24 protein-coding genes are annotated in these 24,820 nt (G+C 70.2%); 5 read left to right on the plus strand and 19 right to left on the minus strand.

The window, feature by feature from the left end:
• Nucleotides 1–5: 5 nt before the first annotated feature.
• The 10 genes from LXN57_RS04465 to LXN57_RS04510 all read right to left on the minus strand — a co-directional run bounded on the left by LXN57_RS04465 (nucleotide 6) and on the right by LXN57_RS04510 (nucleotide 8,810).
• Nucleotides 6–1,127, minus strand: a complete 1,122-nt coding sequence (locus LXN57_RS04465) for an LCP family protein (RefSeq protein ID WP_438872828.1) — start codon at nucleotides 1,125–1,127, stop codon at nucleotides 6–8.
• Nucleotides 1,128–1,280: 153 nt separating this feature from the next.
• Entirely contained in the window at nucleotides 1,281–2,723 is a 1,443-nt protein-coding gene (atpD, locus tag LXN57_RS04470) for a F0F1 ATP synthase subunit beta (protein ID WP_251796700.1), read from the minus strand.
• Entirely contained in the window at nucleotides 2,723–3,652 is a 930-nt protein-coding gene (locus tag LXN57_RS04475; protein ID WP_251796701.1) for a F0F1 ATP synthase subunit gamma, read from the minus strand. The genes atpD and LXN57_RS04475 overlap by 1 nt, the downstream gene beginning before the upstream one ends.
• Before the next feature lie 2 nt (nucleotides 3,653–3,654).
• Entirely contained in the window at nucleotides 3,655–5,304 is a 1,650-nt protein-coding gene (gene atpA, locus LXN57_RS04480) for a F0F1 ATP synthase subunit alpha (protein WP_251796702.1), read from the minus strand.
• Nucleotides 5,305–5,394: 90 nt separating this feature from the next.
• A complete protein-coding gene (locus LXN57_RS04485) occupies nucleotides 5,395–6,216 on the minus strand; it encodes a F0F1 ATP synthase subunit delta (protein WP_251796703.1) in 822 nt (273 codons plus the stop codon).
• A complete protein-coding gene (locus LXN57_RS04490; protein ID WP_251796704.1) occupies nucleotides 6,216–6,761 on the minus strand; it encodes a F0F1 ATP synthase subunit B in 546 nt (181 codons plus the stop codon). The genes LXN57_RS04485 and LXN57_RS04490 overlap by 1 nt, the downstream gene beginning before the upstream one ends.
• 47 nt (nucleotides 6,762–6,808) lie before the next feature.
• Complete coding sequence (gene atpE / locus LXN57_RS04495) at nucleotides 6,809–7,012, minus strand: ATP synthase F0 subunit C (protein ID WP_251796705.1); 204 nt, start codon at nucleotides 7,010–7,012, stop codon at nucleotides 6,809–6,811.
• Nucleotides 7,013–7,123: 111 nt separating this feature from the next.
• Nucleotides 7,124–7,924: a F0F1 ATP synthase subunit A gene (gene atpB, locus LXN57_RS04500; RefSeq protein WP_251796706.1), complete on the minus strand. Its 801-nt coding sequence runs from the start codon at nucleotides 7,922–7,924 to the stop codon at nucleotides 7,124–7,126.
• A gap of 31 nt (nucleotides 7,925–7,955) precedes the next feature.
• Nucleotides 7,956–8,174 (minus strand): hypothetical protein, encoded by a 219-nt coding sequence (locus LXN57_RS04505; RefSeq protein ID WP_251796707.1) that lies wholly within the window; start codon nucleotides 8,172–8,174, stop codon nucleotides 7,956–7,958.
• Between the two features lie 183 nt (nucleotides 8,175–8,357).
• The gene (locus LXN57_RS04510; RefSeq protein WP_251796708.1) at nucleotides 8,358–8,810 is read right to left on the minus strand and encodes a hypothetical protein; all 453 of its coding nucleotides are present in this window, start codon (nucleotides 8,808–8,810) and stop codon (nucleotides 8,358–8,360) included.
• Between the two features lie 334 nt (nucleotides 8,811–9,144).
• Between LXN57_RS04510 and LXN57_RS04515 the strand changes: the two genes are divergently transcribed.
• Nucleotides 9,145–10,176 (plus strand): TerC/Alx family metal homeostasis membrane protein, encoded by a 1,032-nt coding sequence (locus LXN57_RS04515; protein WP_251796709.1) that lies wholly within the window; start codon nucleotides 9,145–9,147, stop codon nucleotides 10,174–10,176.
• 16 nt (nucleotides 10,177–10,192) lie between these two features.
• Here LXN57_RS04515 and glyA read toward each other — a convergent pair whose 3' ends face one another.
• Entirely contained in the window at nucleotides 10,193–11,473 is a 1,281-nt protein-coding gene (gene glyA / locus LXN57_RS04520; protein WP_251796710.1) for a serine hydroxymethyltransferase, read from the minus strand.
• An 80-nt stretch (nucleotides 11,474–11,553) separates the two neighbouring features.
• On the opposite strand from glyA, the gene LXN57_RS04525 reads away from it, so the two are divergent.
• Nucleotides 11,554–13,041: an SDR family oxidoreductase gene (locus tag LXN57_RS04525; protein ID WP_251796711.1), complete on the plus strand. Its 1,488-nt coding sequence runs from the start codon at nucleotides 11,554–11,556 to the stop codon at nucleotides 13,039–13,041.
• On the opposite strand, the gene LXN57_RS04530 is transcribed toward LXN57_RS04525, so the two are convergent.
• The 4 genes from LXN57_RS04530 to prmC are packed head-to-tail and all read right to left on the minus strand — an operon-like array spanning nucleotide 13,034 to nucleotide 16,124.
• On the minus strand, nucleotides 13,034–13,978 hold the full coding sequence (locus LXN57_RS04530) for an L-threonylcarbamoyladenylate synthase (protein WP_251796712.1): 945 nt from the start codon (nucleotides 13,976–13,978) through the stop codon (nucleotides 13,034–13,036). The two genes, LXN57_RS04525 and LXN57_RS04530, sit on opposite strands and share 8 nt — an antisense overlap.
• Complete coding sequence (locus LXN57_RS04535) at nucleotides 13,975–14,568, minus strand: arsenate reductase/protein-tyrosine-phosphatase family protein (RefSeq protein WP_285904589.1); 594 nt, start codon at nucleotides 14,566–14,568, stop codon at nucleotides 13,975–13,977. Before LXN57_RS04535 ends, LXN57_RS04530 begins: the two co-directional genes overlap by 4 nt.
• A 1-nt stretch (nucleotide 14,569) precedes the next feature.
• Entirely contained in the window at nucleotides 14,570–15,214 is a 645-nt protein-coding gene (locus LXN57_RS04540; protein WP_221376019.1) for an L-threonylcarbamoyladenylate synthase, read from the minus strand.
• 37 nt (nucleotides 15,215–15,251) lie between these two features.
• Entirely contained in the window at nucleotides 15,252–16,124 is an 873-nt protein-coding gene (prmC, locus tag LXN57_RS04545; protein WP_438872829.1) for a peptide chain release factor N(5)-glutamine methyltransferase, read from the minus strand.
• An 80-nt stretch (nucleotides 16,125–16,204) separates the two neighbouring features.
• Between prmC and LXN57_RS04550 the strand changes: the two genes are divergently transcribed.
• Together LXN57_RS04550 and LXN57_RS04555 are read left to right on the plus strand one after the other, a co-directional pair.
• Nucleotides 16,205–17,728 carry a GGDEF domain-containing protein gene (locus LXN57_RS04550; RefSeq protein ID WP_251796713.1) on the plus strand — a complete coding sequence of 508 codons (1,524 nt, stop codon included), beginning with the start codon at nucleotides 16,205–16,207 and terminating at the stop codon, nucleotides 17,726–17,728.
• An 8-nt stretch (nucleotides 17,729–17,736) separates the two neighbouring features.
• Nucleotides 17,737–19,092 carry an outer membrane protein assembly factor BamB family protein gene (locus tag LXN57_RS04555; RefSeq protein ID WP_251796714.1) on the plus strand — a complete coding sequence of 452 codons (1,356 nt, stop codon included), beginning with the start codon at nucleotides 17,737–17,739 and terminating at the stop codon, nucleotides 19,090–19,092.
• Between the two features lies 1 nt (nucleotide 19,093).
• On the opposite strand, the gene prfA is transcribed toward LXN57_RS04555, so the two are convergent.
• Nucleotides 19,094–20,185 carry a peptide chain release factor 1 gene (gene prfA, locus LXN57_RS04560; RefSeq protein ID WP_251796715.1) on the minus strand — a complete coding sequence of 364 codons (1,092 nt, stop codon included), beginning with the start codon at nucleotides 20,183–20,185 and terminating at the stop codon, nucleotides 19,094–19,096.
• Between the two features lie 78 nt (nucleotides 20,186–20,263).
• A complete protein-coding gene (gene rpmE / locus LXN57_RS04565) occupies nucleotides 20,264–20,488 on the minus strand; it encodes a 50S ribosomal protein L31 (RefSeq protein ID WP_221375839.1) in 225 nt (74 codons plus the stop codon).
• A gap of 290 nt (nucleotides 20,489–20,778) precedes the next feature.
• On the opposite strand from rpmE, the gene LXN57_RS04570 reads away from it, so the two are divergent.
• Nucleotides 20,779–21,384 (plus strand): RNA ligase family protein, encoded by a 606-nt coding sequence (locus tag LXN57_RS04570; RefSeq protein ID WP_251796716.1) that lies wholly within the window; start codon nucleotides 20,779–20,781, stop codon nucleotides 21,382–21,384.
• On the opposite strand, the gene LXN57_RS04575 is transcribed toward LXN57_RS04570, so the two are convergent.
• Together LXN57_RS04575 and rho are read right to left on the minus strand one after the other, a co-directional pair.
• Nucleotides 21,368–22,534 carry a nitric oxide synthase oxygenase gene (locus LXN57_RS04575; RefSeq protein ID WP_251796717.1) on the minus strand — a complete coding sequence of 389 codons (1,167 nt, stop codon included), beginning with the start codon at nucleotides 22,532–22,534 and terminating at the stop codon, nucleotides 21,368–21,370. The genes LXN57_RS04570 and LXN57_RS04575 overlap by 17 nt on opposite strands.
• Nucleotides 22,535–22,681: 147 nt before the next feature.
• Complete coding sequence (gene rho, locus LXN57_RS04580; protein WP_251796718.1) at nucleotides 22,682–24,697, minus strand: transcription termination factor Rho; 2,016 nt, start codon at nucleotides 24,695–24,697, stop codon at nucleotides 22,682–22,684.
• Between the last annotated feature and the right edge of the window lie 123 nt (nucleotides 24,698–24,820).

The following is a 24,820-nucleotide window of genomic DNA, read 5'->3' on the forward strand; positions in this document are numbered from 1 at the left end:
TGTGATCAGCTGTTGGTGTTGATGTATTCGGGATTCCGGAAGATGAAGTTGCGGACCTGGTCCTGCCGGACGGCGGCGAAGAAATCCTTCGCGGTCGAGTCCAGCTCCTCGCCCCGGTAGCGGCCGTTGTCGATGATCGAGCTGCCGGGCAGCTTGATCAGGGTCATGTCGTCGGAGCGGACGTTCTTCAGCGCGAACCCCCAGTCGACCACCGAGTGGCCGTTGCCGTCGAAGATCAGCGCCTTGCCCGCCGCCTTGAGCACCTTGTCGAGCTTCGCCGGGTTGCTGACCACGTTCTTGCTGAGCGCCTGCTTGGCCATGGCCTTGATGAACTGCTGCTGGTGCCGCTGGCGGTCGTAGTCGCCCCGGGGCAGGCCGTAGCGCTGCCGCACGTAGTCCAGGGCCTGCCACGCCTGGAGGTGGTAGGTGCCCTTCTTGTATTCCGCCTGAGGACCGTAGTACGGGTGCGCGCACGAGTTGTCGGCGCAGCGGGACAGACGCGGGCGGGGCTTGCCGTTGGGCTGGAGGTGCTCCGACTTGACGTTCTGGTCGATCGTCATGGTGACGCCGCCCATGGCCTCGACGATCGCCTTGAAGCCGTTGAAGTTGATGATCGCGCCGGCGTCGAAGGTCGGGATGCCGGTGAGCTGACCGACCGTCTTGGCGAGCAGGTCGAAACCCTGCACCACGTCGTGCTTGCCGTTGCCGACCGCGCTGCCGTACCCCATGGCGGCGTTGATCTTGGAACGGCCGCCCTTGAAGCCGGTCTTGGCGAAGGGCGGGATGTCGACCACCAGGTCGCGCGGGATGGAGAACAGGTACGCCTGCTTCATGTCGGCCGGGACGTGGGCCACGATGATCGAGTCGGACAGCGGGGTCTGCTCGTCGCTGCGCGGGTCGATGCCGACCAGCAGGATGTTGAGCGGGCCCTTGATGTCGGAGACCTTCTGGCCGTTGCCGGCGGCGGCCGCGTCTCCGAAGAGGTTCTGCGTCTCGATGGCGCCGGCGTAGCGGGACACCAGCACCTGCTGGGCCACCAGGGTGCCCCCGGCGAGCACCATGAGGACACAGCCGAAGATCGCGCAGAGCCGCGCCCACAGCGGCGTGCGCTTCGCGGACTTGGCCACGTGCTCCCCCTTGGTCGACGAAGGCACAAGAGTAACCAGCGGAGACCGGCCCCGCCCACGGCAATCCCTACAAAACGGACAAAGTCTCGGCCGGACACAGCGAAGCCGCGCCCACCATTACGGTCGGCGCGGCTCCGGTGACGCTGAGCTGGATCAGCCCTTCATGAGCTCGTGCGCGTTGCGCTCGAGGTCCTCTAGGCCACCGCACATGAAGAAGGCCTGCTCGGGGAAGTTGTCGTACTCGCCCTCGCTGATCTTCTTGAACGCCTCGATGGTCTCCTTGAGCGGGACCGTCGAGCCGGGAACGCCGGTGAACTGCTCGGCGGCGTACGTGTTCTGGGAGAGGAAGCGCTCGATGCGGCGGGCCCGCTGCACCGTGACCTTGTCCTCTTCCGAGAGCTCGTCCATGCCGAGGATGGCGATGATGTCCTGCAGGTCCTTGTACTTCTGCAGGATGCGCTGCACCTCACGGGCGACCGCGTAGTGCTCGGCGCCGACGAACTCGGGCGCCAGGATCCGCGAGCTGGAGGCCAGCGGGTCCACCGCGGGGTAGATGCCCTTGTCGGAGATCGACCGCTCGAGGTTCGTGGTCGCGTCCAGGTGGGCGAACGTGGTGGCCGGCGCCGGGTCGGTGTAGTCGTCGGCGGGCACGTAGATCGCCTGAAGCGAGGTGATGGCCTTGCCCCGGACCGAGGTGATGCGCTCCTGCAGCTCGCCCATCTCGTCGGCCAGCGTGGGCTGGTAGCCCACGGCCGACGGCATGCGGCCGAGCAGGGTGGAGACCTCGGAACCGGCCTGGGTGAACCGGAAGATGTTGTCGATGAAGAGCAGCACCTCCTGGTTCTGGACGTCCCGGAAGTACTCCGCCATGGTCAGGGCGGACAGGGCGACCCGCAGGCGGGTGCCCGGCGGCTCGTCCATCTGGCCGAAGACGAGGGCGGTCTTGTCGAGAACGCCACCCTCCTCCATCTCCAGGATGAGGTCGTTGCCCTCACGGGTGCGCTCGCCGACGCCGGCGAACACCGAGGTGCCACCGAAGTTACGGGCCACACGGATGATCATCTCCTGGATGAGCACCGTCTTGCCCACGCCCGCGCCGCCGAACAGGCCGATCTTGCCACCGCGCACGTACGGCGCGAGCAGGTCGAGCACCTTGATGCCGGTCTCCAGCATCTCGGTCTTCGGCTCGAGGTCGGCGAACGCCGGCGGCTTGCGGTGGATCGACCAGCGCTCCTGGATGTCCAGGGTCGCCGGGTCGGCGTTGAGCACCTCGCCGAGGGCGTTGAACACGTGGCCCTTGGTCACGTCACCGACGGGCACCGAGATCGGCGAGCCGGTGTCGGAGACCTCGGCCCCACGGATCAGGCCGTCGGTCGGCTGCATCGAGATGGCGCGGACGATGTTGTCACCCAGGTGCTGGGCGACCTCCAGCGTCAGCGTCTTCGTGCCCTCGGACAGGGTCACCGAGACGTGCAGCGCGTTGAAGATGTCGGGCATGGCGTCCCGGGGGAACTCGGCGTCGACGACCGGGCCGATGACCCGGACGACGCGGCCGACACCGGTCTCCGCCTTGGTGGGCTCAGCTACAGCAGTCATCACGTATCACTTCCTGCCGAGGACAGCGCCTCGACGCCGCCAACGATCTCACTGATTTCCTGGGTGATCGCGGCCTGTCGCGCGGAGTTCATCTCGCGCGTGTACCGCTTGAGCAGGTCGTCCGCGTTGTCGGACGCGCTCTTCATCGCCCGCCGGCGCGACGCCGACTCGCTCGCCGCCGAGGACAGCAACGCCGCGTAGATCCGCGTGTTGAGGTACTTCGGCAGCAGCGCGTCGAGCAGCTCGTCGGCGTCCGGCTCGAACTCGTACGCCGAACGCAGCCCGGGCTCGACCTCGCGCTCCTCGACCTGCATCGGCGCCAGGAAGTGCGCCTCGGCGCTCTGCGTCATCAGCGACTTGAACTGCGTGCTGACGATGTGCAGCTCGTCGACGCCCTGGATGCCGTCCGGGCCGTACGTCGTGTCGGTGTCGTCCGCGCCGGCGACGAACGCCTCCAGCAGGGCCTCGCCGATCGTCTTGGCGTCGGAGAACGCCGGACGCTCGGAGAAGCCCGTCCAGCTGGCCTCGATCGGCCGGTTGCGGAACCGGTAGTAGCCGACGCCCTTGCGGCCGACGACGTAGAGGACCGGCTCCTTGCCGTCCGCCTTGAGCCGCTCGATCAGCTGCTCGGCGGTGCGGATGGCGTTGGCGTTGTAGGCGCCGGCCAGGCCGCGGTCGCTGGTGATGAGCAGGACACCCGCCCGCCGGACCCGCTCACGCGGGACCAGCAGGGCGTTGTCGATCGACGCGTTGGACGCCAGGGCGGTCAGGACCTGGGTGATCGCCTCGGCGTACGGCTTGGAGGCGTTGACCCGCTCCTGCGCCTTGGCGATGCGGCTGGTTGCCACCAGCTCCTGCGCCTTCGCGATCTTCTTGGTCGACTTGACGGTGCGGATGCGCCGTCGGAGCGCCTGTACCTGACCGGCCATGACTACTTGTCTTCCGTCGAGCGGGGAACCTCGCGGGTCACCGTCTCACGCGTCTGGCGGCCCTCTTCGAGCGGCTCGGCCGGGTCCTCGTTGACCGAGGAGCCGGTCTCGCCGCGCTTGAAGAGCTCCTTGAACTCGGTCACGCCGCTCTTCAGGTTCTCCACGTCGTCGTCCGACAGCAGACCGGTCGAGTCGATCGCGGTGTAGGTGTCGCTGCGGTGCCGCTTGATCCAGCCCAGGAAGTCCTGCTCGAAGCGGCGCACGTCGCCGACCGGGATGTCGTCGAGCTGGCCGGTGGTGCCGGCCCAGATCACGATGACCTCGTCGACCACCGAGTACGGCGAGTACTGCGGCTGCTTGAGCAGCTCGACCAGGCGGACGCCCTTCTCGAGCTGGGCCCGCGACGCGCGGTCCAGGTCGGAGGCGAAGGCCGAGAAGGCCTCCAGCTCACGGAACTGGGCCAGGTCGAGGCGGAGGCGGCCGGAGACCGAACGCATGGCCTTGACCTGCGCCGAGCCGCCCACCCGGGACACCGAGGTGCCGACGTTGATCGCCGGACGGACACCCGAGGCGAACAGGTCGGTCTCCAGGAAGATCTGGCCGTCGGTGATCGAGATGACGTTCGTCGGGATGTAGGCCGAGATGTCGTTGGCCTTCGTCTCGATGATCGGCAGACCGGTCATCGAGCCCGCACCGAGCTCGTCGGAGAGCTTGGCGCAACGCTCGAGCAGACGGGAGTGCAGGTAGAAGACGTCACCCGGGTAGGCCTCACGACCCGGCGGGCGGCGCAGCAGCAGCGAGACCGCGCGGTACGCCTCGGCCTGCTTGGTCAGGTCGTCGAAGACGATCAGGACGTGCTTGCCGTTGTACATCCAGTGCTGTCCGATGGACGAGCCGGTGTACGGGGCGATGTACTTGAAGCCGGCCGGGTCGGACGCCGGAGCCGCGACGATCGTCGTGTACTCCAGGGCGCCGTTCGCCTCGAGCGTGCCGCGGATCGAGGCGATGGTGGTCGCCTTCTGGCCGATCGCGACGTAGATGCAGCGGACCTGCTTGTCCGGGTCGCCGGACTCCCAGTTGGCGCGCTGGTTGATGATCGTGTCGATCGCGACCGTGGTCTTGCCGGTCTTGCGGTCGCCGATGATCAGCTGGCGCTGGCCACGGCCGATCGGCGTCATGGCGTCGATCGCCTTGATGCCGGTCTGCAGCGGCTGCTTCACCGGCTGGCGGTTCATCACGTTGGGCGCCTGGAGCTCGAGCTCGCGGAACCCCTCGTTGACGATCTCGCCCCGGTCGTCGATCGGCCGGCCCAGCGGGTCGACCACGCGACCCAGGAAGGCGTCGCCGACCGGGACCGAGAGGACGCGGCCGGTGCGCTTGACCGGCTGACCCTCCTCGATGCCGGTGAAGTCACCGAGGACCACGACGCCGATTTCCCGGACGTCGAGGTTCAGGGCGACGCCCAGCGTGCCGTCCTGGAACTCGAGCAGTTCGTTCGCCATCGCCGAGGGCAGGCCCTCGACGTGCGCGATGCCGTCGCCCGCATCGGAGACGATACCGACCTCTTCGCGGGTGACCTCATGCGTAGCGGACGAGACGTAGCGCTCTAGCGCCCCCCGGATCTCGTCCGAGGAGATGGTCAGCTCGGCCATCCTCTGCCTTCTCTGTCTAGCTCGGGACGTTGCCGCCACCGAGGGGCCTGCTCAACCGGGATGCTTCCGCGACCGGCCGAGGGAGAAAAACTACTTCGCGAATGCCTGCCTGGCGGCGTTGAGCCGACGCAGGATCGTGCCGTCGTAGAGGTCGGAGCCGACCTGGACACTGACGCCGCCGATGATCGCGGGATCGACGTCGACCTTCAGCGAGACCGCCCGACCGTAGATTTCGGACAACTTGGCAGCCAGCGCCTGCTCGTCGGCGTCGGTGAGCGGCTTGGCGACCGTCACGTACGCGACCTCACGGTCGCGCTTCGCGGCGGTCAGCTCGACCAGCCGGGTCAACGACGCCTCGAAGCCACGACCACCGAAGCCCTCGAGAGCGATCTCGGCGAGCCGCGCCGTGGCCGGCTGGGCCTTGCCCTTGAGCAAGTCCGCCACCAGCTTAACCCGGCGTTCGATCGGCGCACCTGGATCACTCAGCGTGACGGCGAGCTGGGAGTTGCCGGAGACGATCTGCCCGAAGCGGAACAGCTCGTCCTCGAGTTCGGCCAGCTTGCCGTCCTTGTCGGCGGCCTCGAGCACGGCGTCCGCGCCGAGCCGCTCCGTGCTGTCGAGCAGCTCGGCCGGCCGGGAGAACCGGCCCGCCACGAGGGTCTCCAGCGTGTCGAGCACGACCTGTGCGACCTTGCCCGACAGCAGCGAGCGGACCAGCGCGGCCCGGTCGGCGCCGGAGCGCGACGGGTCGGTCAGCGCCCGACGGAGCCGGGGCTGCGCCCGCAGCAGGCCGGCTACCGACAGGATCTCGTCCGCGGCCGTCGCAACCTGCGCGGACGTGGCCGTGGCCGTGCCGGCCGCGAACTTCGCGGACGCCTCGGCCGTGGCCTGCCGGCTGACGCTGGACGCCATCAGCGCCGCCCGCCCGCCGAGCCGGCCGGGCCGAGCTCGCTGATGAACCGCTCCACGGTGCCCCGGCTGCGCGCCTCGTCGGCGAGGCTCTCCCCGACAATCTTGCTGGCCAGGTCGACCGCGAGCGATCCGACCTCGGAACGGAGCTCACGTACGATGCTCTCGCGCTGCGCGGCGAGCTGCGCCTGTCCGGCCCCGATGATCCGGTCCGACTCCTCACGGGCCTTGGCCAGAATGTCCTGGCGGATGCCCTCGGCGTCTGCCCGGGCCTCGTCCCGGATGCGCGCCGCCTCGGTCCGAGCCTCCGCAAGCTGCGCGCGGTACTGCTCCAGCAGTTCGTTGGCCTCGGCTTGAGCGGCTTCCGCCCTCTTGATGCCGCCCTCGATCGCCTCCACCCGCGCCTGGAAGATCTGCTCCATACGCGGATAGACGAACTTGCCCAGAATGAACAGGATCACGCCGAAGGCGATGAGACCGACGATGATCTCGGCCAGCGGCGGGATCAGGATGTGGCTACCGCCACCCTCTTCCGCTGCTATCTTCATGACTTCTCCCTTCGCCGCTGACCGGCCGTGAGACTACGGGCGGCAGGTCAAATAGCGAACGCGAGCACCAGGCCCAGCAGGGCGAGCGCCTCGATCACGGCGAAGCCCATGAACATGTAGACACGGGTCAGGCTGGCCGTCTCCGGCTGACGGGCCGTGGCCTGGATGTAGGCGGCGAACACCAGACCCACACCGATACCCGGGCCCAGCGCGGCGATGCCGTAGCCGATGACGTTGAGCGAGCCTTCCATTGGTTCCTCCTGCGTTGAACGCGTGACTGTCACGCGCACGTTTAGGTGAGATAAATATTCACTTGTCGAAACGATGGGGCCGTGGCCGGTACGCCGGCCCGGAGCTGGGGATCAGTGCTCCTCGGAGACTGAACTCTGCAGATAGGTCGCCGTGAGCAGGGTGAAGACATAGGCCTGCAGGATCAGGATGAACAGTTCGAAGAGCGTCATCACGATCGCCATCGCCCAACTGCCGAACGCGGTCACCTTGAGGCCGAGACCACCGGCCTGCCAGAGCGCCACGCCACCGAGCGTGAAGACGAGAAGGATCATGTGGCCGGCGAACATGTTGGCGAACAGACGGATCGCCAACGTGGCCGGCCGCAGGAGCGCCACCTGGAAGAACTCGATCGGCACCAGGATTGGCTGCACCCAGCCCGGCGCGCCGGGGACCCAGATGCTGTCCTTGATGTAGCGGCCCACGCCCTTCTTGCGGACACCCACGATGATGTACAGCACGTAGGTGGAGAGAGCGAGCACGATCGGGAACGCGATGTGCGAGTTCGGGGAGATCTGAGCGAACGGGACGATGCCCCAGAAGTTGTTCAACAGGATGAACACGAAGAGGGTGGTCAGATACGGCGCGAAGCGCACACCCTGCGCGCCGATAATGTCCTTGGCGATGTTGTCACGGACCAGGCCGTAGACGCTCTCGGCCATCCACTGACCCTTGGTCGGAACGATCTGCGGCTTCCGGTAGGCCACCAGGAACAAGACGATCAGGATAGCCACGCTCAGCCAGACCAGCAGGGTGATCTTGGTGAAGGCGGTCTCCCAGATCGTGCCCTCGAGACCCGGGATCAGGCTGCCGTAGTCGAAGCTCTCCACGCCAGGCGGGAACTCCGCGGCGAGTACCTGCGGCGACTCACTCAACTTGCAACCTCCGTCGGTCGGGCCGTGTGGTTCAGGCGCCCAGCCTCTTAACGATCAGGTACACACCGGCGGCTCCACCGCCGATCAGGCCGATCAACAGCCCGAAGCGAGGAAGATCTAGCCAGCTGTCGACCAGCCAACCGATGCCACCCCAAACGGTCATACCGCCCAGCAGATAACCGACAGCCGTCCAGCCCGCATCAGCACCTTGCGGCGGTCCAGGGGGTTCGGGCTTGTGGTCACCAGCCATGTCGCGAGCAACCTATCAGCCGCTCAATGGCGGGTAGGAGTCACCCCCCGCACAACCTCGTCGTGCGGTGCCGAGTGAACTGTCGCCGAATGCCAGAGAACATACGCCCCTATGCCGAACAACGAAACCGACTCGCTCGGCGGGGGCTGAATCGGACCCGAACGGGGTCAGATCCGGTCAGGGTCAGATCCGGTCAGGGTCAGATCTGGTCGCGTCGCTCGTCGGCGTTCCGTGCCGCGCCGTCCACCACACCTGGGCGCCGACCCAGCAGACAACCGCGGCAACCATCGCCACAGCCAGCGGTCGCTGCCCCGCCCAGCCGTCCCCGGGCGCCGCGAGGAGCGCCATGCCGAACAGCGAGAACTTGAACAGATAGGTGCCCAGCCCGACACTGAACACAAGTTTCGGGCTCACCGAGTCGGCCCAGGCGACCGCCAGATCACTGAGCAGGTAGCTGCTGACGACCACGAGCACGCCGGCGGCGGCGCCGAGAGCGCCGGCCGATCCAGCCATTGCGGCGCCGGCGACGACCGTGAGCGCCAGAACCATCCCGGTCACCGCCAGCGTTGTGCGCAAGTGCCCCAGCCGGCCCGCGATCGGACCGGGCGCTCGTGCCGCCTCTTGGTCGGCAGCCACCGCACACCTCCTCGACGCCGCACGCCGGCCTCCGGAGCGGGGCCGTTCGTGCCCGACTCTACCGCCGGATCTGGCGGGCACCTCCCGCATGCCGTCCCGAGGAGCGCCGCACCTTGACGAGAGATCGGTCTCCTTCGGCTTCCTTGCGTCCGTTCTGTGGTCGACTTGAGGCGGGCGGTGACTTCCGCCTAGATTGCCTACAAAGTTCCTGCGGGGGGAGTACCTCGACAGTCCGCTCCGGTCAGTACGGATTCCTGATGGGTCCTCGGACGGGCGCTCGCCCAACACGGCGGGTGAGGGAGACCTCGGACGATGATGCGTTCGAGGAGTTTCTTTGCACTCACAGACGATTCTTGCCGCAGAGCTGGAGTCCATCGGCTCGCCGATCCTCTGGGTCGTCACCGTGGGGCTCGTCGTGCTTCTGCTGGCGGCGGACTTTGTCATCACCCGGCGTCCGCACGATGTGCCGATGCGCGAAGCGGTCGGCTGGACCGTTTTCTACCTCGCCCTTCCCGTCGTGTTCGGCCTCATCCTCTGGTGGCTTTACGGAAGCACCGTGTCGGTCGAGTTCTTCACCGGCTGGATCGTCGAGAAATCGCTGTCGGTCGACAACCTCTTCGTGTTCATGCTCCTGTTGGCCGCCTTCGCGGTCCCCCCACCGCTGGCGCAGCGCGTCCTGCTCTTCGGCATCGCGGGCGCCCTCGTTCTGAGGGCGATCTTCATCGCTGCCGGCGCTGCAGTGATCAGCGCCGGCAGCTGGGCGTTCGTCCTGTTCGGTGCGGTCCTGCTGCTGACGGCGGTCAAGGTGCTTCGCGAGGCCGCCTCGGACGAGGAAAAGTCGATCGACATCGACCAGATGCGCAGCGTCCGGATCCTGCGCCGGCTGATGCCGGTCACCAGTCGCTACCACGGTGCGCGGCTGACCGTGCAGGAAGCCGGCCGGCGCACGCTCACCCCGATGGCCCTGGTAGTGGTCGCCGTCTTCATGACCGACATCGTCTTCGCGGTCGACTCGGTGCCGGCCGTCTACGGCGTCACCAGCGATCCGTACATCGTCTTCGCGACCAACGTCTTCGCCCTGCTGGGACTCCGCGCGCTGTACTTCGTGCTGCACAACGCCTTGGGGAAGCTACGGCACCTGGACTATGGGCTGGGTGTGATCCTGGCCTTCATCGGCGTGAAGCTGGTGCTGCACTGGGCGCACGACGTCTGGACCTGGCTGCCGGAGATCCCGACGCCGTTCTCCCTGGGGGTCATCGTCGTCGTCCTCACGACCGTAACCGCGACCAGCCTGCTGGCCAACCGCCGCGACGAGAGGCGGGCCACCCGCACCGCCGAGCCGGATCCGGTGCGCAACCCGCGCTAGCACCCGACCCGCGGGCTCAGACGTGCAATGGATAGGGCGGGAACTCCGCCACCAGTGCGTGCACGTCGCGCTTGAGATCCTCGAGGGCGTCCGCTCCGTCCCGCGTGCCGGGATCGGCGCAGGCTGCAGCGGCGATCAGACCGGCGATCCGGCGCATCTGGTCCGTCCCCATGCCCTGGGTGGTGACGGACGGGGTGCCGATCCGGATTCCTGAGGTGACCGCCGGTTTCGCCGGGTCGTACGGGACGGCGTTGCGGTTCACCATGATGCCGGCGCGGGCGCAGCGGACCTCGGCGTCGTGGCCGGTCACTCCGAACCCCCGCAGGTCGAGCAGCACCAGATGGGAGTCGGTGCCACCGGCCACCGGGCGCATTCCCTCCTCGGCCAGCGCCCGGGCGAGTTCCCGGGCGTTTTCCACGGCTTGGCTCGCGTAGCTGCTGAACTGCGGAGAGGCCGCTTCCCGCAGGGCCACCGCCTTGGCCGCGATGACGTGCATCATCGGGCCGCCCTGGGTGAACGGGAACACTGCCTTGTCGACGCGCTGGGCCAGCTCCCCCCGGCACAGGATCATGCCGCCCCGCGGCCCGCGCAGGGCCTTGTGGGTGGTGCAGGTCACCACGTCGGCGTGCGGCACCGGCGACGGGACGGCACGCCCGGCCACCAGACCGATGATGTGCGCGGCGTCGACCATCAGATAGGCGCCCACCTCGTCGGCGATCTCGCGGAACCGGACGAAGTCGATCAGTCGGGGGTAGGCGGTCGCGCCGCAGATGATGAGCTTGGGCCGATGGGCGAGCGCGAGGTCGCGGACCTCGTCGTAGTCGATCTGCTCGGTGTCGGCGGTGACCCGGTAGCCGATGGGGTGGAACCACTTGCCGCTGAAGTTGACCCGGCTGCCGTGCGTCAGGTGCCCGCCGTGCGACAGCTCCATGGCCAGCACCGGGTCGCCGGGCTCGGCCAGGGCCGCGTACGCGGCCAGATTGGCCGCCGCCCCGGAGTGCGGCTGGACGTTGACGTGCTCGGCGCCGAACAGCTCGCGGGCCCGCTCCACGGCCAGTCGCTCGGCGTGGTCGGCCTCGGCGCAGCCGCCGTAGTACCGCTCGCCCGGGTAGCCCTCGGCATACTTGTTGGCCAGGGTCGAGCCGAGCGCGGCCAGCACGGCGGTCGAGGTGAAGTTCTCGCCGGCGATGAGCTGGAGCCCGCTCCGCTGACGTTCCACCTCGGCCAGCAGGACGTGGGCGATCTCCGGATCGCCGCGCTCGAGCGCGGCGAAATCCGGCCCCCAGAAGGTTCCCACGTGCCCTCCCCGAGTAGGCAACGTCGCCGGATTCGAGCATATGGCTTAACCAGGCCCTTCCGAGGGCACAGTCTGCGTTTATGCGGTGCTTGGTGACCGGTGCGACCGGATACATCGGCGGGCGGCTCGCGCCCCGCCTGCTCGAGGCCGGCCACGACGTGCGGTGTCTGACCCGAGGCGTGGGGCGGCTGCGCGACGTCCCCTGGGCGTCCCGGGTCGAGGTGGCCGAGGGCGACCTGAATCAGGCCGAGACGCTCACGGCGGCCCTGGAGGGCATCGACGTGGCGTACTTCCTGGTCCATTCGCTGGGCCGGAAGGACTTCGAGACGCTGGACCGGCAGGCTGCGGAGAACTTCGCCCGGGCGGCCAAGGCGGCCGGGGTCTCGCGGATCGTCTATCTCGGCGGCCCCGAGCCACCGGAGGAGGAGAGACCGTCGCCGCACCTGCGGTCCCGGGCCGACGTGGCTCGGATCCTGCTGGCCAGCGGAGTGCCGACGGCCGTGCTGCGGGCGCCCGTGATCATCGGCTCCGGGTCGGCGTCGTTCGAGATGCTGCGCTATCTGACCGAGCGCCTGCCGGTCATGGTCACCCCGCGCTGGGTGAGCAACCGGATCCAGCCGATCGCCGTCCGCGACGTGCTGCGCTACCTGATCGCCGCGGCCGACCTGCCGCCCGAGGTCAACCGCGGCTTCGACGTGGGTGGGCACGACGTTCTCACGTACGCCGAGATGATGCAGGGGTACGCCCACGTGGCCGGGCTGCGGAAGCGGGTGATCGTGCCGCTGCGCCCGCTGAGCCCGTGGCTGTCGGCCCACTGGGTCGGCCTGGTCACCCCGGTGCCCAACGCGATCGCCCGGCCGCTGGTGGCGAGCCTGATCCACGAGGCGGTGGCGCACGAGGACGACATCCGGCAGTACTCCCCCGACGAGCCGCTCGGCTTCGAGCAGGCGGTCCGGGTCGCGCTCGGCAAGATCCGCGACGCCAACGTCGAGACCCGGTGGTCGAACGCGGCCGGCGGGGACGCCGCCGCCGAGCCGCTGCCGTCGGACCCCGACTGGTCGGGCGGCAGCATCTACGTCGACGAGCGCACGCGCGAGGTGAAGGCGCCGGTGGAGGCGCTGTGGCGGGTCATCGAGGGCGTCGGCGGCGACAACGGCTGGTACTCGTTCCCGCTGGCCTGGTCGGTCCGCGGCTGGCTGGACCGGCTGGTCGGCGGCGTCGGGCTGCGCCGCGGCCGGCGCGACCGCGAGCACCTGCGGGTGGGTGAGGCGCTGGACTGGTGGCGGGTCGAGGAGATCGAGCCGGGGAAGGTGCTGCGGCTGCGGGCCGAAATGCGGGTGCCGGGACGGGCCTGGCTCGAGATGTCCGCGGCGCCGGACGGCAACGGCGGCAGCGTCTACCGCCAGCGGGCCATCTTCCTGCCGCGGGGGCTGGCCGGTCACGCGTACTGGGCCTCGGTCCTGCCCTTCCACGGCTTCATCTTCAGCGGGATGGCCCGCAACATCGCGCGGGGCGCCGAGACCCGTCCGACCGGCTCCGGAACGACGGAGGGCCTGCCCGCTACTTAGCGGCGGCCCGCCCGAGGCGGTCGCGCACGGCCAGCCAGTCCTCGGTCCGCGGCGGCTCCTGCACCAGGATCGTCGTCACCCCGGCGTCGTCCAGGCGGTGCAGGGCCGCGTAGAGGTCGGCTGCGTACTCGCGGGGGTCGGCGGAGAGGATCTCGGCCCCCTCGACGCCGGCCGTCTCGTACGTGAGGACGCCGACGGACTCGTCCCGGTCGGCCGCCCGCACATCCTCGATCAGCGTCAGCGTGGCCCGGGGCGCGTAGTGACGGCGGCTCATGCCGGGCGACGGGCGGGCGTCGCCGTCGGACGGCCCGTCGTCGGGCAGGATGACCGGCCCGGCCACGTCCCGCAGTTCGCGCAGCGGGATCGCGCCCGGCCGCAGCAGCCTCGGCCGGCCACCGGTCACGTCGATCACGGTGGACTCGATGCCCCACGACGCCGGGCCCCCGTCGAGCACCAGCGGCACGTCGGGCAGGCTGCGCAGCACGTGCTCGGCCGTGGTCGGCGAGATGCCCTCGGAACGGTTGGCGCTGGGCGCGGCCAGCGCGAGCCCGGATTCTTCCAGCAGCCGCAGGGCCACCTCGTGGTCCGGGATGCGGACGGCGATCGTGTTGTTGCTCGCGCCGACCCCGGCCAGGTGGCGGGCCCGCGGCAGCACCAGCGTGAGCGGGCCGGGCCAGAACTCCGCGGCCAGCTCGTTGGCCTCGACCGGCCACGACTCGGCCAGCTCGCGGGCGGCCTCGACGTTCGCCACGTGCACGATCAACGGGTTCCAGGACGGCCGGTTCTTGAGCCGGTAGATCTCGCCGACCGCCTTCTCGGAGAAGGCGTTCGCACCCAGGCCGTACACGGTCTCGGTGGGGAAGGCGACCACCGATTCGGCCCGCAGCACCTCGACCGCCCGCCGATAGCCCTCGGCGTCGGGCCGGACGATCGTCACGGCAGCAGCAGCACGGCGAACGGGACCGTGGTGTCCTCGATCTCGTCGCCGATGCGCTGGAACGTCGCGTCGCCCCGGCCCCACGGGTCGTCGAGGTCGTCGCCCGGTCGTGGGCTGTCGTCGCCGCGCAGCACCTTGACGGCCTCGACGATGGCCACGCCGCGGGCGTGCACCGCGTCGGGCTTCGGCTCGGCCGGGGGCAGCGCGCTCGCGTCGATCGCGCCCAGCAGCCGCCCGAATTCGCCGGTGACGAACGTGCGCCCGGCCGCGTCGGGGCGCAGCGCGACCACGTAGTCGTACTGATCGGCGGTGGCCGTGAGAATCAGGTGGGCCTCGTCGATGAAGTCGCCGCGCAGCTTGCGGGCAGCGAAGCCGCTGTCGGCGCCGCCGCGGGCCAGCACCTGACGGGCGGCGGGGGGATTCATCTCTTCCCCCTCGTGCCAGCCGCCGGTGCCGGCGCTGACGCTGCGCACCAGCTGATCGCCCTGCTCGCCGACGCGGTCGCGGACCGCGCGGGCCAGCAGGCGTTCGGCCATCGGGGACCGGCAGATGTTGCCCATGCAGATGTGCAGGACGGTGAAGGGCGCCACCTCAGGCCTCCGGCGCCAGCAGCTCGGGCACGACGTCGCGCAGCTTCTCGATGGGGATCGCGCCCGCCCGCAGCACCTGCGGCGCCTCGCCGCTGACGTCGACGATGGTGCTCGGCGCCGGGTCGTGCGCCTCGCCCGCCTCGAGATAGACGCGGACCGCGTACTCGAGCTGTTCGCGGGCCGCCTCGGCGGTGCCCGGCGCGGGCTGCCCAGTCTTGTTGGCCGTGGTGACCGCCATCGGGCCGACGGCGCGCAGCACCTCGAGCGCGACCGGGTGCAGCGGCATGCGGACGGCGATGCGGCCGCCGGTCTCGCCCAGGTCCCACTGAAGGCTGGGCGAATGCTCCACGTAGAGGGTCAGCGCGCCCGGCCAGAACGCGTCGGCCAGCTCGCGGGCGGCCTTGGGCAGCGAGTAGACCAAACCGTCGAGCGTGTGGCGGGAACCGACCAGCACGGGCGGCGGGACGAAGTTGGTGACGCTTCGCGCATGGTGGAGCGCGGTGATCGCATGCGGGGTGAACGCGTCGGCGCCCACGCCGTACACCGTGTCGGTCGGCATGACGACCAGCTCACCGCTCTTGACCGCTTCGACGGCGGCGGCGATGCCGCGATCCCTGTCCGCGGTGGTACGGCAGTCATAGAGCATCACACCGTGCAGTCTGCCATGCGATCGAGCGCATCGATCAGGTGCGCCGGGCCGTCGCGTAGCGCGGCCGCCCGGTGAGGTCGTCGTGGGCCGTCACCGCGGTGAACCGGCCGTCTGCCCGCAGCAGTTCCGGGACCGCCTCGCCGTGCACGTCGTCATGCTCGATGCCGACCACGCCACCCGGCCTGAGCAGGGCCGCGGCCAGCGCGATGACCGGCCGGACGACCTCCAGCCCGTCGGGCCCGCCGAAGACCGCCTCGGCCGGATCGTGCTCGGCCACCTCGGGCGGCACGGCGGTGCCGTCGGGGACGTAGGGCGGATTGCACAGCACCACGTCCACCCGGCCGCGCAGCCCGGCGAGCAGGCCGGGGTCCGTCACGTCGCCCGGCAGCACCTCGACGGCCGGGTACGGCTCGGCGTTGCGGCGCAGCCAGGCGAGGGCGGCCGGGGAGCGTTCGACCGCGACGACCCGGCCCGGCCCGGCCTCGTCGGCCACCGCGAGCGCGATCGCCCCCGAGCCGCTGCACAGGTCGACCACGGTCGCGCCGGGCCGGGTGTGCTCGATCGCCCAGCCGGCGAGAAGCTCCGTCTCGGGTCGTGGGACGAAGACGCCGTCGCCGACCTGAAGTTCGAGATGCCGGAAGGCGGCCGTGCCGAGCAGATGTTGGAGCGGGATCCGCTTCACCCGCTCGGCCACCAGGGCCGTGAACCGGCTCAGCTCCTCGGGGCGCAACGAGTCCACGAGCAACAACCGCCCACGTGGAATGCCCAGCACATGCGCGGCGAGCACCTCGGCATCGACCCGCGGCGATGCAACTCCGGCCGCGGCGAGATCGGCCACGGCGCTCGCCAGCGCCCGGCTCAGCGGCGTCCGCTCCCAAGATCGGGAGATGTTTTCCAAGTCCGACACGGCATAATCTTCCCCACGTCACGTGCGACGCCGACCGGCCGGGTCGGCGACCTGACGCGCGGCACCGTGGGAGGCGCCTGGTGAGTTGGTTGGACCGACTCGCGGAAAACGTCGACGAGCTGCGCCGGGCCGGCGGGCTCCAGCAGAACGGCCGGTCGGCCGAGGCGCTGCCCATCCTCGACGGTGTGCTGGCCGCCGCGACCGACCCCACCACCCGGGCCTACGCGCTGGTCCAGCGCTTCGGGGCCCTCATAAACCTGGGCCGCATAGCCGATTTCGCGGCCGCGATGACCACTGCGGAGAATGCCGTCCGCGAGATCCCCGACCCCTACCTGCGCGGCCAGATGCACGCGTTCGCGGCGCTCGGCGCCCACCTCGAGCGCAATCTGGACCGTGGCGTGACCCACCTGGTGCAGGCCTCCCGCGCGCTCGCGGCGGTACGGGAGAACGACTCCGAGACCGCCTGGGGCTGGCACGACCTGGCCATGGCGTACTCCTATCTCGGCTTTCACGGTCACGCGCTGACCGCGATCGAGCAGGCCCGGCAGGTCGGCGTCGCGGTCGGGCTCGCGCCCGAGATCTTCGCGGCGCCCGGCATCCGGCTGCGCAACGCGGTCTCGCTCGACCACCAGGGCGACACCGACGGCTGCCTGCGGGTGCTGCGCGACATCGAGGCCGAGCTGGCCCGCTACGTGTCGATCGGCGCCGATCAGTTGCGTCCCGGCAGCCGCGCCGCCTACGGCTACTCGCTGGCCCGCCGGGCCGCACTGGGTGAAGAGACCGGCGCCGACGCGGCCAAGTGGCTCACCGGCGGCGGCGACAGCATCCGCACCCGCGACCTGCGCCACCTGGGGAACGTCTGCCTCACGCTGGCCACCGGCCGGCCCGGGCCCGCACTGTCCATGCTCGACTCGGTGCCGGTCTCGGCCGAGATCCTGGGCGCCGCCGAGCCGGCCCGGTTGCGCAGCATCTGCCACGCGGCCGCGGGCGACCATGCCGCCGCCCACGCCGCCGACCGCTACGCGTTCCGCCTCGCCGCCCAGCGCATCGACCGGCTGCGCGACGGTTACCTCGACGGCGTCGCGGCCCGGCTCGACGCGCAGGAGACGCAGCGCGACGGCGGCCGCTACGGCGACGAGACGCTCACCGACCCGCTGACCGGCCTGCCCAACCGCCGTCAGCTCGAACGCTACGTGGCCACCATGCTGGCCCGGGGCGAGCGGGCGGCGATCGGCGTCTGCGACCTGGTCGGTTTCACCGAGGTCAACGCCCGGCACGGCCGGCACTGCGGCGACCTGGTGCTCCAGCGCATAGCCGGGGTGCTGAGCCGGGTGATGCGCCGGGGCGACTTCGTGGCCCGGTTCGCGGGCGACGAGTTCGTGGTGGTGCTGCCGGGGGCGGGCACGACCCAGGCGGCCGAGGTCTCGCGCCGCATCGCCGCCGCCGCCAACGCCGAGAACTGGCAGATCCTGGTGCCGGGCACGCCGATAAGCCTGGCTGCGGGCTGGTCCGAGGTGGGCGCCAACGGGCGTACGCTGAGTGCGGCCCTCGCCGCCGCGGCGGCCAACAGGCTGCCCAGCCGGCCCCTCAGCGAAATGACCTGACCGTTGCCATGAGCACCATCGAGCTCGGTGAACTGCCCACGGCCGACGACGACCGCGGGGCGCCCACCGGCTCGGCCCGGCTCGACCGCCGGCTCGTCCGCCAGATCGCTCTCGCCGTGGCCGTGATGCTGTGTGCGGTGAGTCTGACCGGTTCCGAGGTGCCCCGGGCGCACGGTCTGCGTCCGGTGTGGAGTGTGCCGATCGGCGAGGCCCAGGGCACGGCGCTGAGCCGCGACACGCTCTTCGTCTACCGCACCGCCAATTCCACCACCACCATCGCCGCTCACGAGCTGGCCACCGGCGCGGTCCGCTGGCAGCGCACGATCAACGGCGCGATCGGCTACGTGCAGCCCGCCGACGCGGCCGGCATGCTGCTCATCCCCACCGACGGCCAGCTGGTCAAACTGCCGTCGGCCAACGACGGGTCGGCCTTCCACGCCGAGGTGCACGGTGCGACGATCGCCCTGTCGGTGGCCACCGGCGAAGAGTTGTGGCGCACCACCGGTGAGCCCTACACCGTGGCCGGCGACACCGCTCTGATGACGGAGTTCAGCACGGGAGCGGTCCTGCGGGGGCTGCGGCTGATCCGGCTCGGCGACAGCTCCACGGTCTGGAGCCGCGACACCACGGGCGTCCGCAGTTACCTCTCGCTGCCGATGAACGACCGGCCCGACAAGGTCGTCACGGCCACCGACGCCGGTCAGATCAAGATCTACTCGTACGCCTCGGGCACGCTGCTCAGCTCGGCGACGATCCCCTGGGTCGCCTCGCGCCCGGAGGAGGGCTACTTCAACGACCTCACCGGCACCGCCGATGTCCTGGTGGTCAACCGGTCGCAGGCCCAGCAGTTCGACATGACCATCTACCGCACCGACACGATGGCCGAGCTGTGGCGGGCCTCGGAAACCGACGGGTACGCGTTCGCGTGCGGCACCGCGCTCTGCCTCAGCCAGGGCGAGGCCGTGGTTGCCTACGACCCGGCCACCGGCGCCCGGCGCTGGCGGCTGGACGGCGTCGTCACCGCCTGGCAGCTCAGTGCCGACCGGGTGGTCACCGGTGCGGGCGCCGACATCGGGCCGATGCAACTCGTCGACTCCGGCACCGGGAAGGTGGTCGGCGAACCGGTCGAGGGCAGCCTGGCCTCCGACGAGACGGCCGGCGACGGGGCAGGCCGTTCCGTCTTCGTGCTGCGCCCGACGACGGCGCCGGAGGGTCGCACCGCGGTCACCCGATGGGACCTCGACACCGGCCGGCAGTGGCTGCTGGGTTCGATCGCGCCCGTGGCCGGGCCGCCGTGCTCGGTGCGGCCCGGCTATCTGGCCTGCAACCGGGGCGACAGCTTCGAGGTCATCGCGGTCGGGTGACTCAGGGACGCCGGCCGATCTCGGACCCGCCGGCCAGGCGGGCCGCCCGGTCGGCCTCGGCCAGCGCGTCCAGCACGGCGTCGAGTTCGCCGCCGAGCACCAGGTCGAGGTTGTAGGCGGTGTAGCCGATGCGGTGGTCGGTGATCCGGTTCTGCGGGAAGTTGTACGTGCGGATCCGCTCCGAGCGGTCGACCGTGCGCACCTGGGCCTTGCGCGAGTCGGAGGCCGCCGCGTCCGCCTCCTCCTGAGCGATCGCCAGCAGCCGGGAGCGCAGGATGCGCATCGCCGACTCCTTGTTCTGCAGCTGGCTCTTCTCGTTCTGGCAGCTCACCACGGTGCCGGTGGGCAGATGCGTGATGCGCACGGCCGAGTCGGTCGTGTTGACCGACTGGCCGCCCGGCCCGGATGAGCGGAAGACGTCGATCCGCAGGTCGTTGGGCGCGATCTCGACCTCGACGTCCTCGGCCTCGGGCAGCACCAGCACGCCCGCCGCCGAGGTGTGGATGCGGCCCTGCGACTCGGTGACCGGGACGCGCTGCACCCGGTGCACGCCGCCCTCCCACTTCATGCGGGACCAGACGCCGTGGCCGCCGTCGGGCACTCCCTTGGTGCGTACGCCGACCGAGATGTCCTTGACCCCGCCGAGGTCCGACTCCTGCGAGTCGATCACCTCGACCACCCAGCCGTGACGTTCCGCGTAGCGGGTGTACATGCGCAGCAGGTCGCCGGCGAACAACGCGGACTCCTGGCCGCCCTCCCCCGCCTTGATCTCGATGATCACGTCCTTGGCGTCGCTGGGGTCGCGCGGGATCAGCATCTCGCCCAGCTTCTCCTCCAGCGGCGGGAGCGCGGCCGCGACCGCCTCGACCTCGGAGGCGAAAGCGGGGTCCTCGGCTGCGAGCTCCTTGGCCGCGGCCAGGTCGGCCCGGGCCGCCTCGAGCTCGGCGTGGGCGGCGTAGATGGGTGCCAACTCGGCGAAGCGGCGGCCGACCCGGCGCACGAGGACCTGGTCCGAGTGGATGGACGGGTCCTCCATCCGCTTCTCCAGCGCGGCGTACTCGTCGAGAAGGGTGCTCAGACGATCGTTGCTCACGGGTCTCTCCCTCAGGAATTCCTGCTGACATGCGAACGGCGCCCGCCCCCGGGTGGGGTGCGGGCGCCGTTGAAGCAGTTACTTCTTCTTCGCGGCGTTGATCTTGGCGTACTTCGCCTGGAACTTCGCGACCCGGCCCGCGGTGTCGAGGACGCGCTGCTTGCCGGTGTAGAACGGGTGGCAGGCGCTGCAGGTCTCGACGCGGATCTCGCCGCCCTTGGCGGTGCTGCGGGTGGTGAAGGTGCTGCCGCAGGAGCAGATGACCTCGGTGGTCGTGTACTCCGGGTGAATGCCGCTCTTCATGTCTTCTCGGTCCCTCTCGAAAAATGGTCGCCGGGTCGCTGATCGCGGGAACCGGAACCTTCTGGCCGATGTACCAGTCTGCCATGCCGCCGCGTCCAGGCGAAATCGGCGTGACCTGCGGTGTCAACGCCTGTCCCGGACCGGGCATTCCCGTCCGTTTTGCCGGGTTCTCGCACGCTCGAAGGCATGGGTAATCTCTGCTCCCGGGGGCGCGCAGGTACCAGCGGCGCCCCGCGGGCCGTACTCTTCCGCTACCCCTCCCGTACGCCGAGACCGGAGACCCCGAAGCGGTGAAGTACCCCCGCACCCACCACCTGCCCGACTCGCCCGGAACCGCGGGCGACGACCTGGTGCAGTCCGATCTGTCGTGGCTGGACGGCGAACTGGTGGTGACCGAGAAGCTCGACGGCGGCAACCTCACCTTCACCCGGGACGCGATCTACGGACGCTCCCCCGGCGAGGACGAGCAGCCGTGGGACCGTCCGGCCAAGGCGCTCTGGGCCATGACGTCGCACCGGATCCCGGACGACTGGCGGGTCTGCGGCGAGTCGATGTGGGCCCGCCGCGGCATCGCCTATGCCGACCTGCCCGGCGTCTTCATCGTGTTCGGCATCTGGGACGAGACCGACACGTTGCTGGGCTGGGACGACACGGTCGACTGGGCCCGGCGGCTCGAGCTGCCGGTGGTGCCGGTGCTCTACCGCGGCGGCAGCATCTCCGAGGCCCGGGCGGCGTGGGCGGCCTGCCGCAGTCCGCGACATTCCGAGGGGTACGTCGTCCGCGCGGCCGGCCGCATCCCGGCCGCCGAGTTCGCGGTCAAGGTGCTGGCGTGGGTCCACTCCGACCGGACGCGCGTCCCGGACGGCGCCGACTTCGCCGTCAATGAGTTCGCCTGACCGGGCAGCCCTCACGGGCCAGGACCGACGCCTGTTCGTCGAGGTAGAACGCGGGCCGCAGGTCCATCTCGTCGTAGTAGCGGTGGAAGACCGGGGTGATCCCGCCCGACATGGGCGGCACGATCCACGTCCAGTCCGCGGGCACCCGCCGACCGGCCTTCTCCTCGTTGCTCAGATGCTTCAGGAAGCGCTGCGACTCGGTGTGGTGGTCGCTCATCCTGATCCCGGCCTTCTCGAACGAGTGCAGCACGGCCACGTTGAGCTCGAGCAGCGCCCGGTCCCGCCACAGCGTCGACTCCCGGCTCGTGTCCAGGCCGAGGCGGGCGGCCACGACCGGCAGCATGTCGTACCGGTCGGTGTCGGCCAGGTTGCGCGCGCCGATCTCGGTGCCGAGATACCAGCCGTTGAACGGGGCCAGCGGGTAGTGCACGCCGCCGATGGTGAGGCGCATGTTCGAGATGGCCGGGACCGCGTGCCACCGCAGGCCGAGCTCGTCGAACCAGCTGTGCTCGGGATGCGTGAGCGGAACCTCGCGGATGGCCCGGTCGGGCAGCTCGTAGAGGCGTACGCCCTCGGCCGGGGTCTCGATCGCGAGCGGCAGCACGTCGAAGTGGTCGCCCTTACCGCGCCACCCGTAGCCCTGCATCGCGGCGGTGAACTGTTCCTGCCGGGAATCGCCCCGGGGACAGCCGTCCGCGCCGCGGTAGCCCGCGTACCGGATCAGCTGCTCGTTCCAGACACGGGCGTACGGCTGACCCGGCTGGGCCGCGGCGAAGACACTGATCACCGGCCGGATCTGACCGTCGCCGGCCGTCTGCAGGTGATTCACCAGTAGTGAGAAGATCTCGTCGGCGGTGCGGGCCCGGCGCCGGTCGAGGACGACGAGGCTGCGCCAGTAGAGGCGGCCGATGCACCGGCTCGCGTTGCGCCAGGCCAGTTTGGCGCCGTAGGCGAGCTCCTCGGTGGTGTGCACGTAGGTGCCGGTGGCGGCGATCTGTGCCCGGACGATCGCGAGCCTCGGTTCGACCGGCCCGAGCCGCTGGTTCTCGGTGTAGCACTGCCGCAGGAAGTCCTCGGCCTCGCCTGGATCGGCCGGCGCGGCCGGATCCCACGGTTCGGCCGGTTCGTCCCGGTATCCAGGCACTGTCATCGAGCCTCCCAAACGGTCCTACCAATCGGCTCTTCTTTCGGGGAAGGGGAGATTCGCATGGCTCTGACCGGTATCGCACACACAGTTTGTGCGACAAAAGGCGCGGCCCCTCCGTCCGGAGAGGCCGCGCCTGGTGTTCGGGACTTGCTACTCGCCCGGGGTGGACTTCGCGATCTGCATCAGGAACTCCACGTTCGTCCGGGTCTGCTTGAGCCGATCGAGCAGCAGATCGAGCGCCGCACCGGAGTCGAGCGAGTGCAGCACCTTGCGCAGCTTGTGGATGATCGCCAGCTCTTCCTTGCCGAGCAGGATCTCTTCCTTGCGCGTGCCCGAGGGGTCGATGTCGATGGCCGGGAAGACCCGCTTGTCGGCGATCTTGCGGTCGAGCTTGAGCTCGGCGTTACCCGTGCCCTTGAACTCTTCGAAGATCACCGTGTCCATCATCGAGCCGGTCTCGACCAGCGCGGTCGCGAGAATGGTGAGCGAGCCACCGTTCTCGATGTTGCGCGCCGCACCCAGGAACCGCTTCGGCGGATAGAGCGCCGTCGAATCGATACCACCCGACATGATGCGCCCGGAAGCCGGTGCGGCCAGGTTGTACGACCGGCCGAGCCGCGTCACCGAGTCGAGCAGGACGACCACGTCGTGGCCGAGCTCGACCAGGCGCTTGGCCCGCTCGATCGCCAGCTCGGCGACCGTGGTGTGGTCCTGCGGCGGCCGGTCGAACGTGGCCGCGACGACCTCGCCCTTGACCGAGCGCTGCATGTCGGTGACCTCTTCGGGCCGCTCGTCGACCAGCACGACCATCAGGTGGCACTCGGGGTTGTTGTGGGTGATCGCGTTGGCGATCGCCTGCAGCACCATCGTCTTACCGGCCTTCGGCGGCGAGACGATGAGCGCCCGCTGGCCCTTGCCGATCGGCATGACCAGGTCGATGACGCGGGTGGTCAGGATGTGCGGCTCGGTCTCGAGACGCAGCCTTTCCTGCGGGTAGAGCGGGGTGAGCTTGTAGAACTCCGGACGACGCCGGGCCTCCTCGGGCTCCATCCCGTTGATGGTGTCGAGCCGGACCAGCGGGTTGTACTTGTCGCGGCGCTGGTCGCCACTGCTGCCCTCGCGGGGAGTGGCCCGCACGGCGCCGGTGACCGCGTCGCCGCGGCGCAGCCCGTGCTTCTTGACCTGCGACATCGACACGTACACGTCGTTCGGGCCGGACAGGTAGCCGGTCGTGCGGACGAACGCGTAGTTGTCGAGGACGTCGAGGATGCCGGCCACGGGGACGAGCACATCGTCCTCGTTGACGTGCGGCTCGCGGCCGCCGTCACGCTGACCGCCACTCTCGTTGCCGTCGCGGTCGCGGCCCCGGCGACGGTCGCGGAAGCGGCTGCGACGGCTGCGACGGCCACCCTCGCCGTCGCTGTCGTCGTCGTCATCGCGGTTCGGCTCGTTACGGCCCTGGTCGTTGCGGCCCTGGTCGTTCCGGCTGTCGTTGCGCGGACGGTCGTCCCGCTGGCGGTCGTTGCGCTGGCGGTCGTTGCGGTCGCGGTCGTTGCGGTCGCGGTTGCGCTCGCCGCGTTCCGGACGCTCGGTGCGCTCGGTCGTCTCGGCCTCGACAGCCGGTACGGCCGTCTCGCGCGGCTCGCGGGCCTCCCGCGGCTCACGGTCGCGGTCGCGACCCCGGCTGCGGCGGCTGCCACCCTCGGCAGCCACAGCCGGAACCTCGGCTGCCTCCGGCTGCGGGGCGACACTCTGCGGCGCCGACTCGATCGGCCCGGTGGGTGTGTCGGACGGCGCGGCTGCCGGCGGCTCGACCTTGGCCGACGCGGCCACGGGAGCCGTGGCGACGACCGGCGCCGAAGCGGCGGTCTCGGCCGCGGCGGGAGCCGGAGCCTGTTTGGCGGCCTGGCTGCTGCGCGGACGCGGCGCGCTCTCGGCGGGGGCCCCGCCGCCCTGACGCTCGGTGATCGCGGTGATCAGCTCACCCTTGCGCATCCGGGCGGTACCGGAGATGCCGAGGGACGCGGCGAGACTTTGCAGCTCGGGCAGCAGCATCGCGGACAACCCGGTGCCGCCTCGACGGCGCTTCGTGGCAGTCGCGGTGGTGCCGGCGCCGGCGTCAGCGACGTCAGAAACACCCGACGTCACGTCGGTGGTGTCGCTCAATGGATTCCTTCCGTCGGAAAAAGCCCGAGACGCCCGGTTCTGCAGCCTGATGGCCGGGTGTCGCGGTACCCGCCTCGCATGAGCAATGCGGGAGATTGGTGCGGCACGGCAGCTCGACGGTGT

The sequence above is a fragment of the Paractinoplanes hotanensis genome (genome assembly GCF_023717965.1).
Taxonomy (GTDB): domain Bacteria; phylum Actinomycetota; class Actinomycetes; order Mycobacteriales; family Micromonosporaceae; genus Actinoplanes; species Actinoplanes polyasparticus.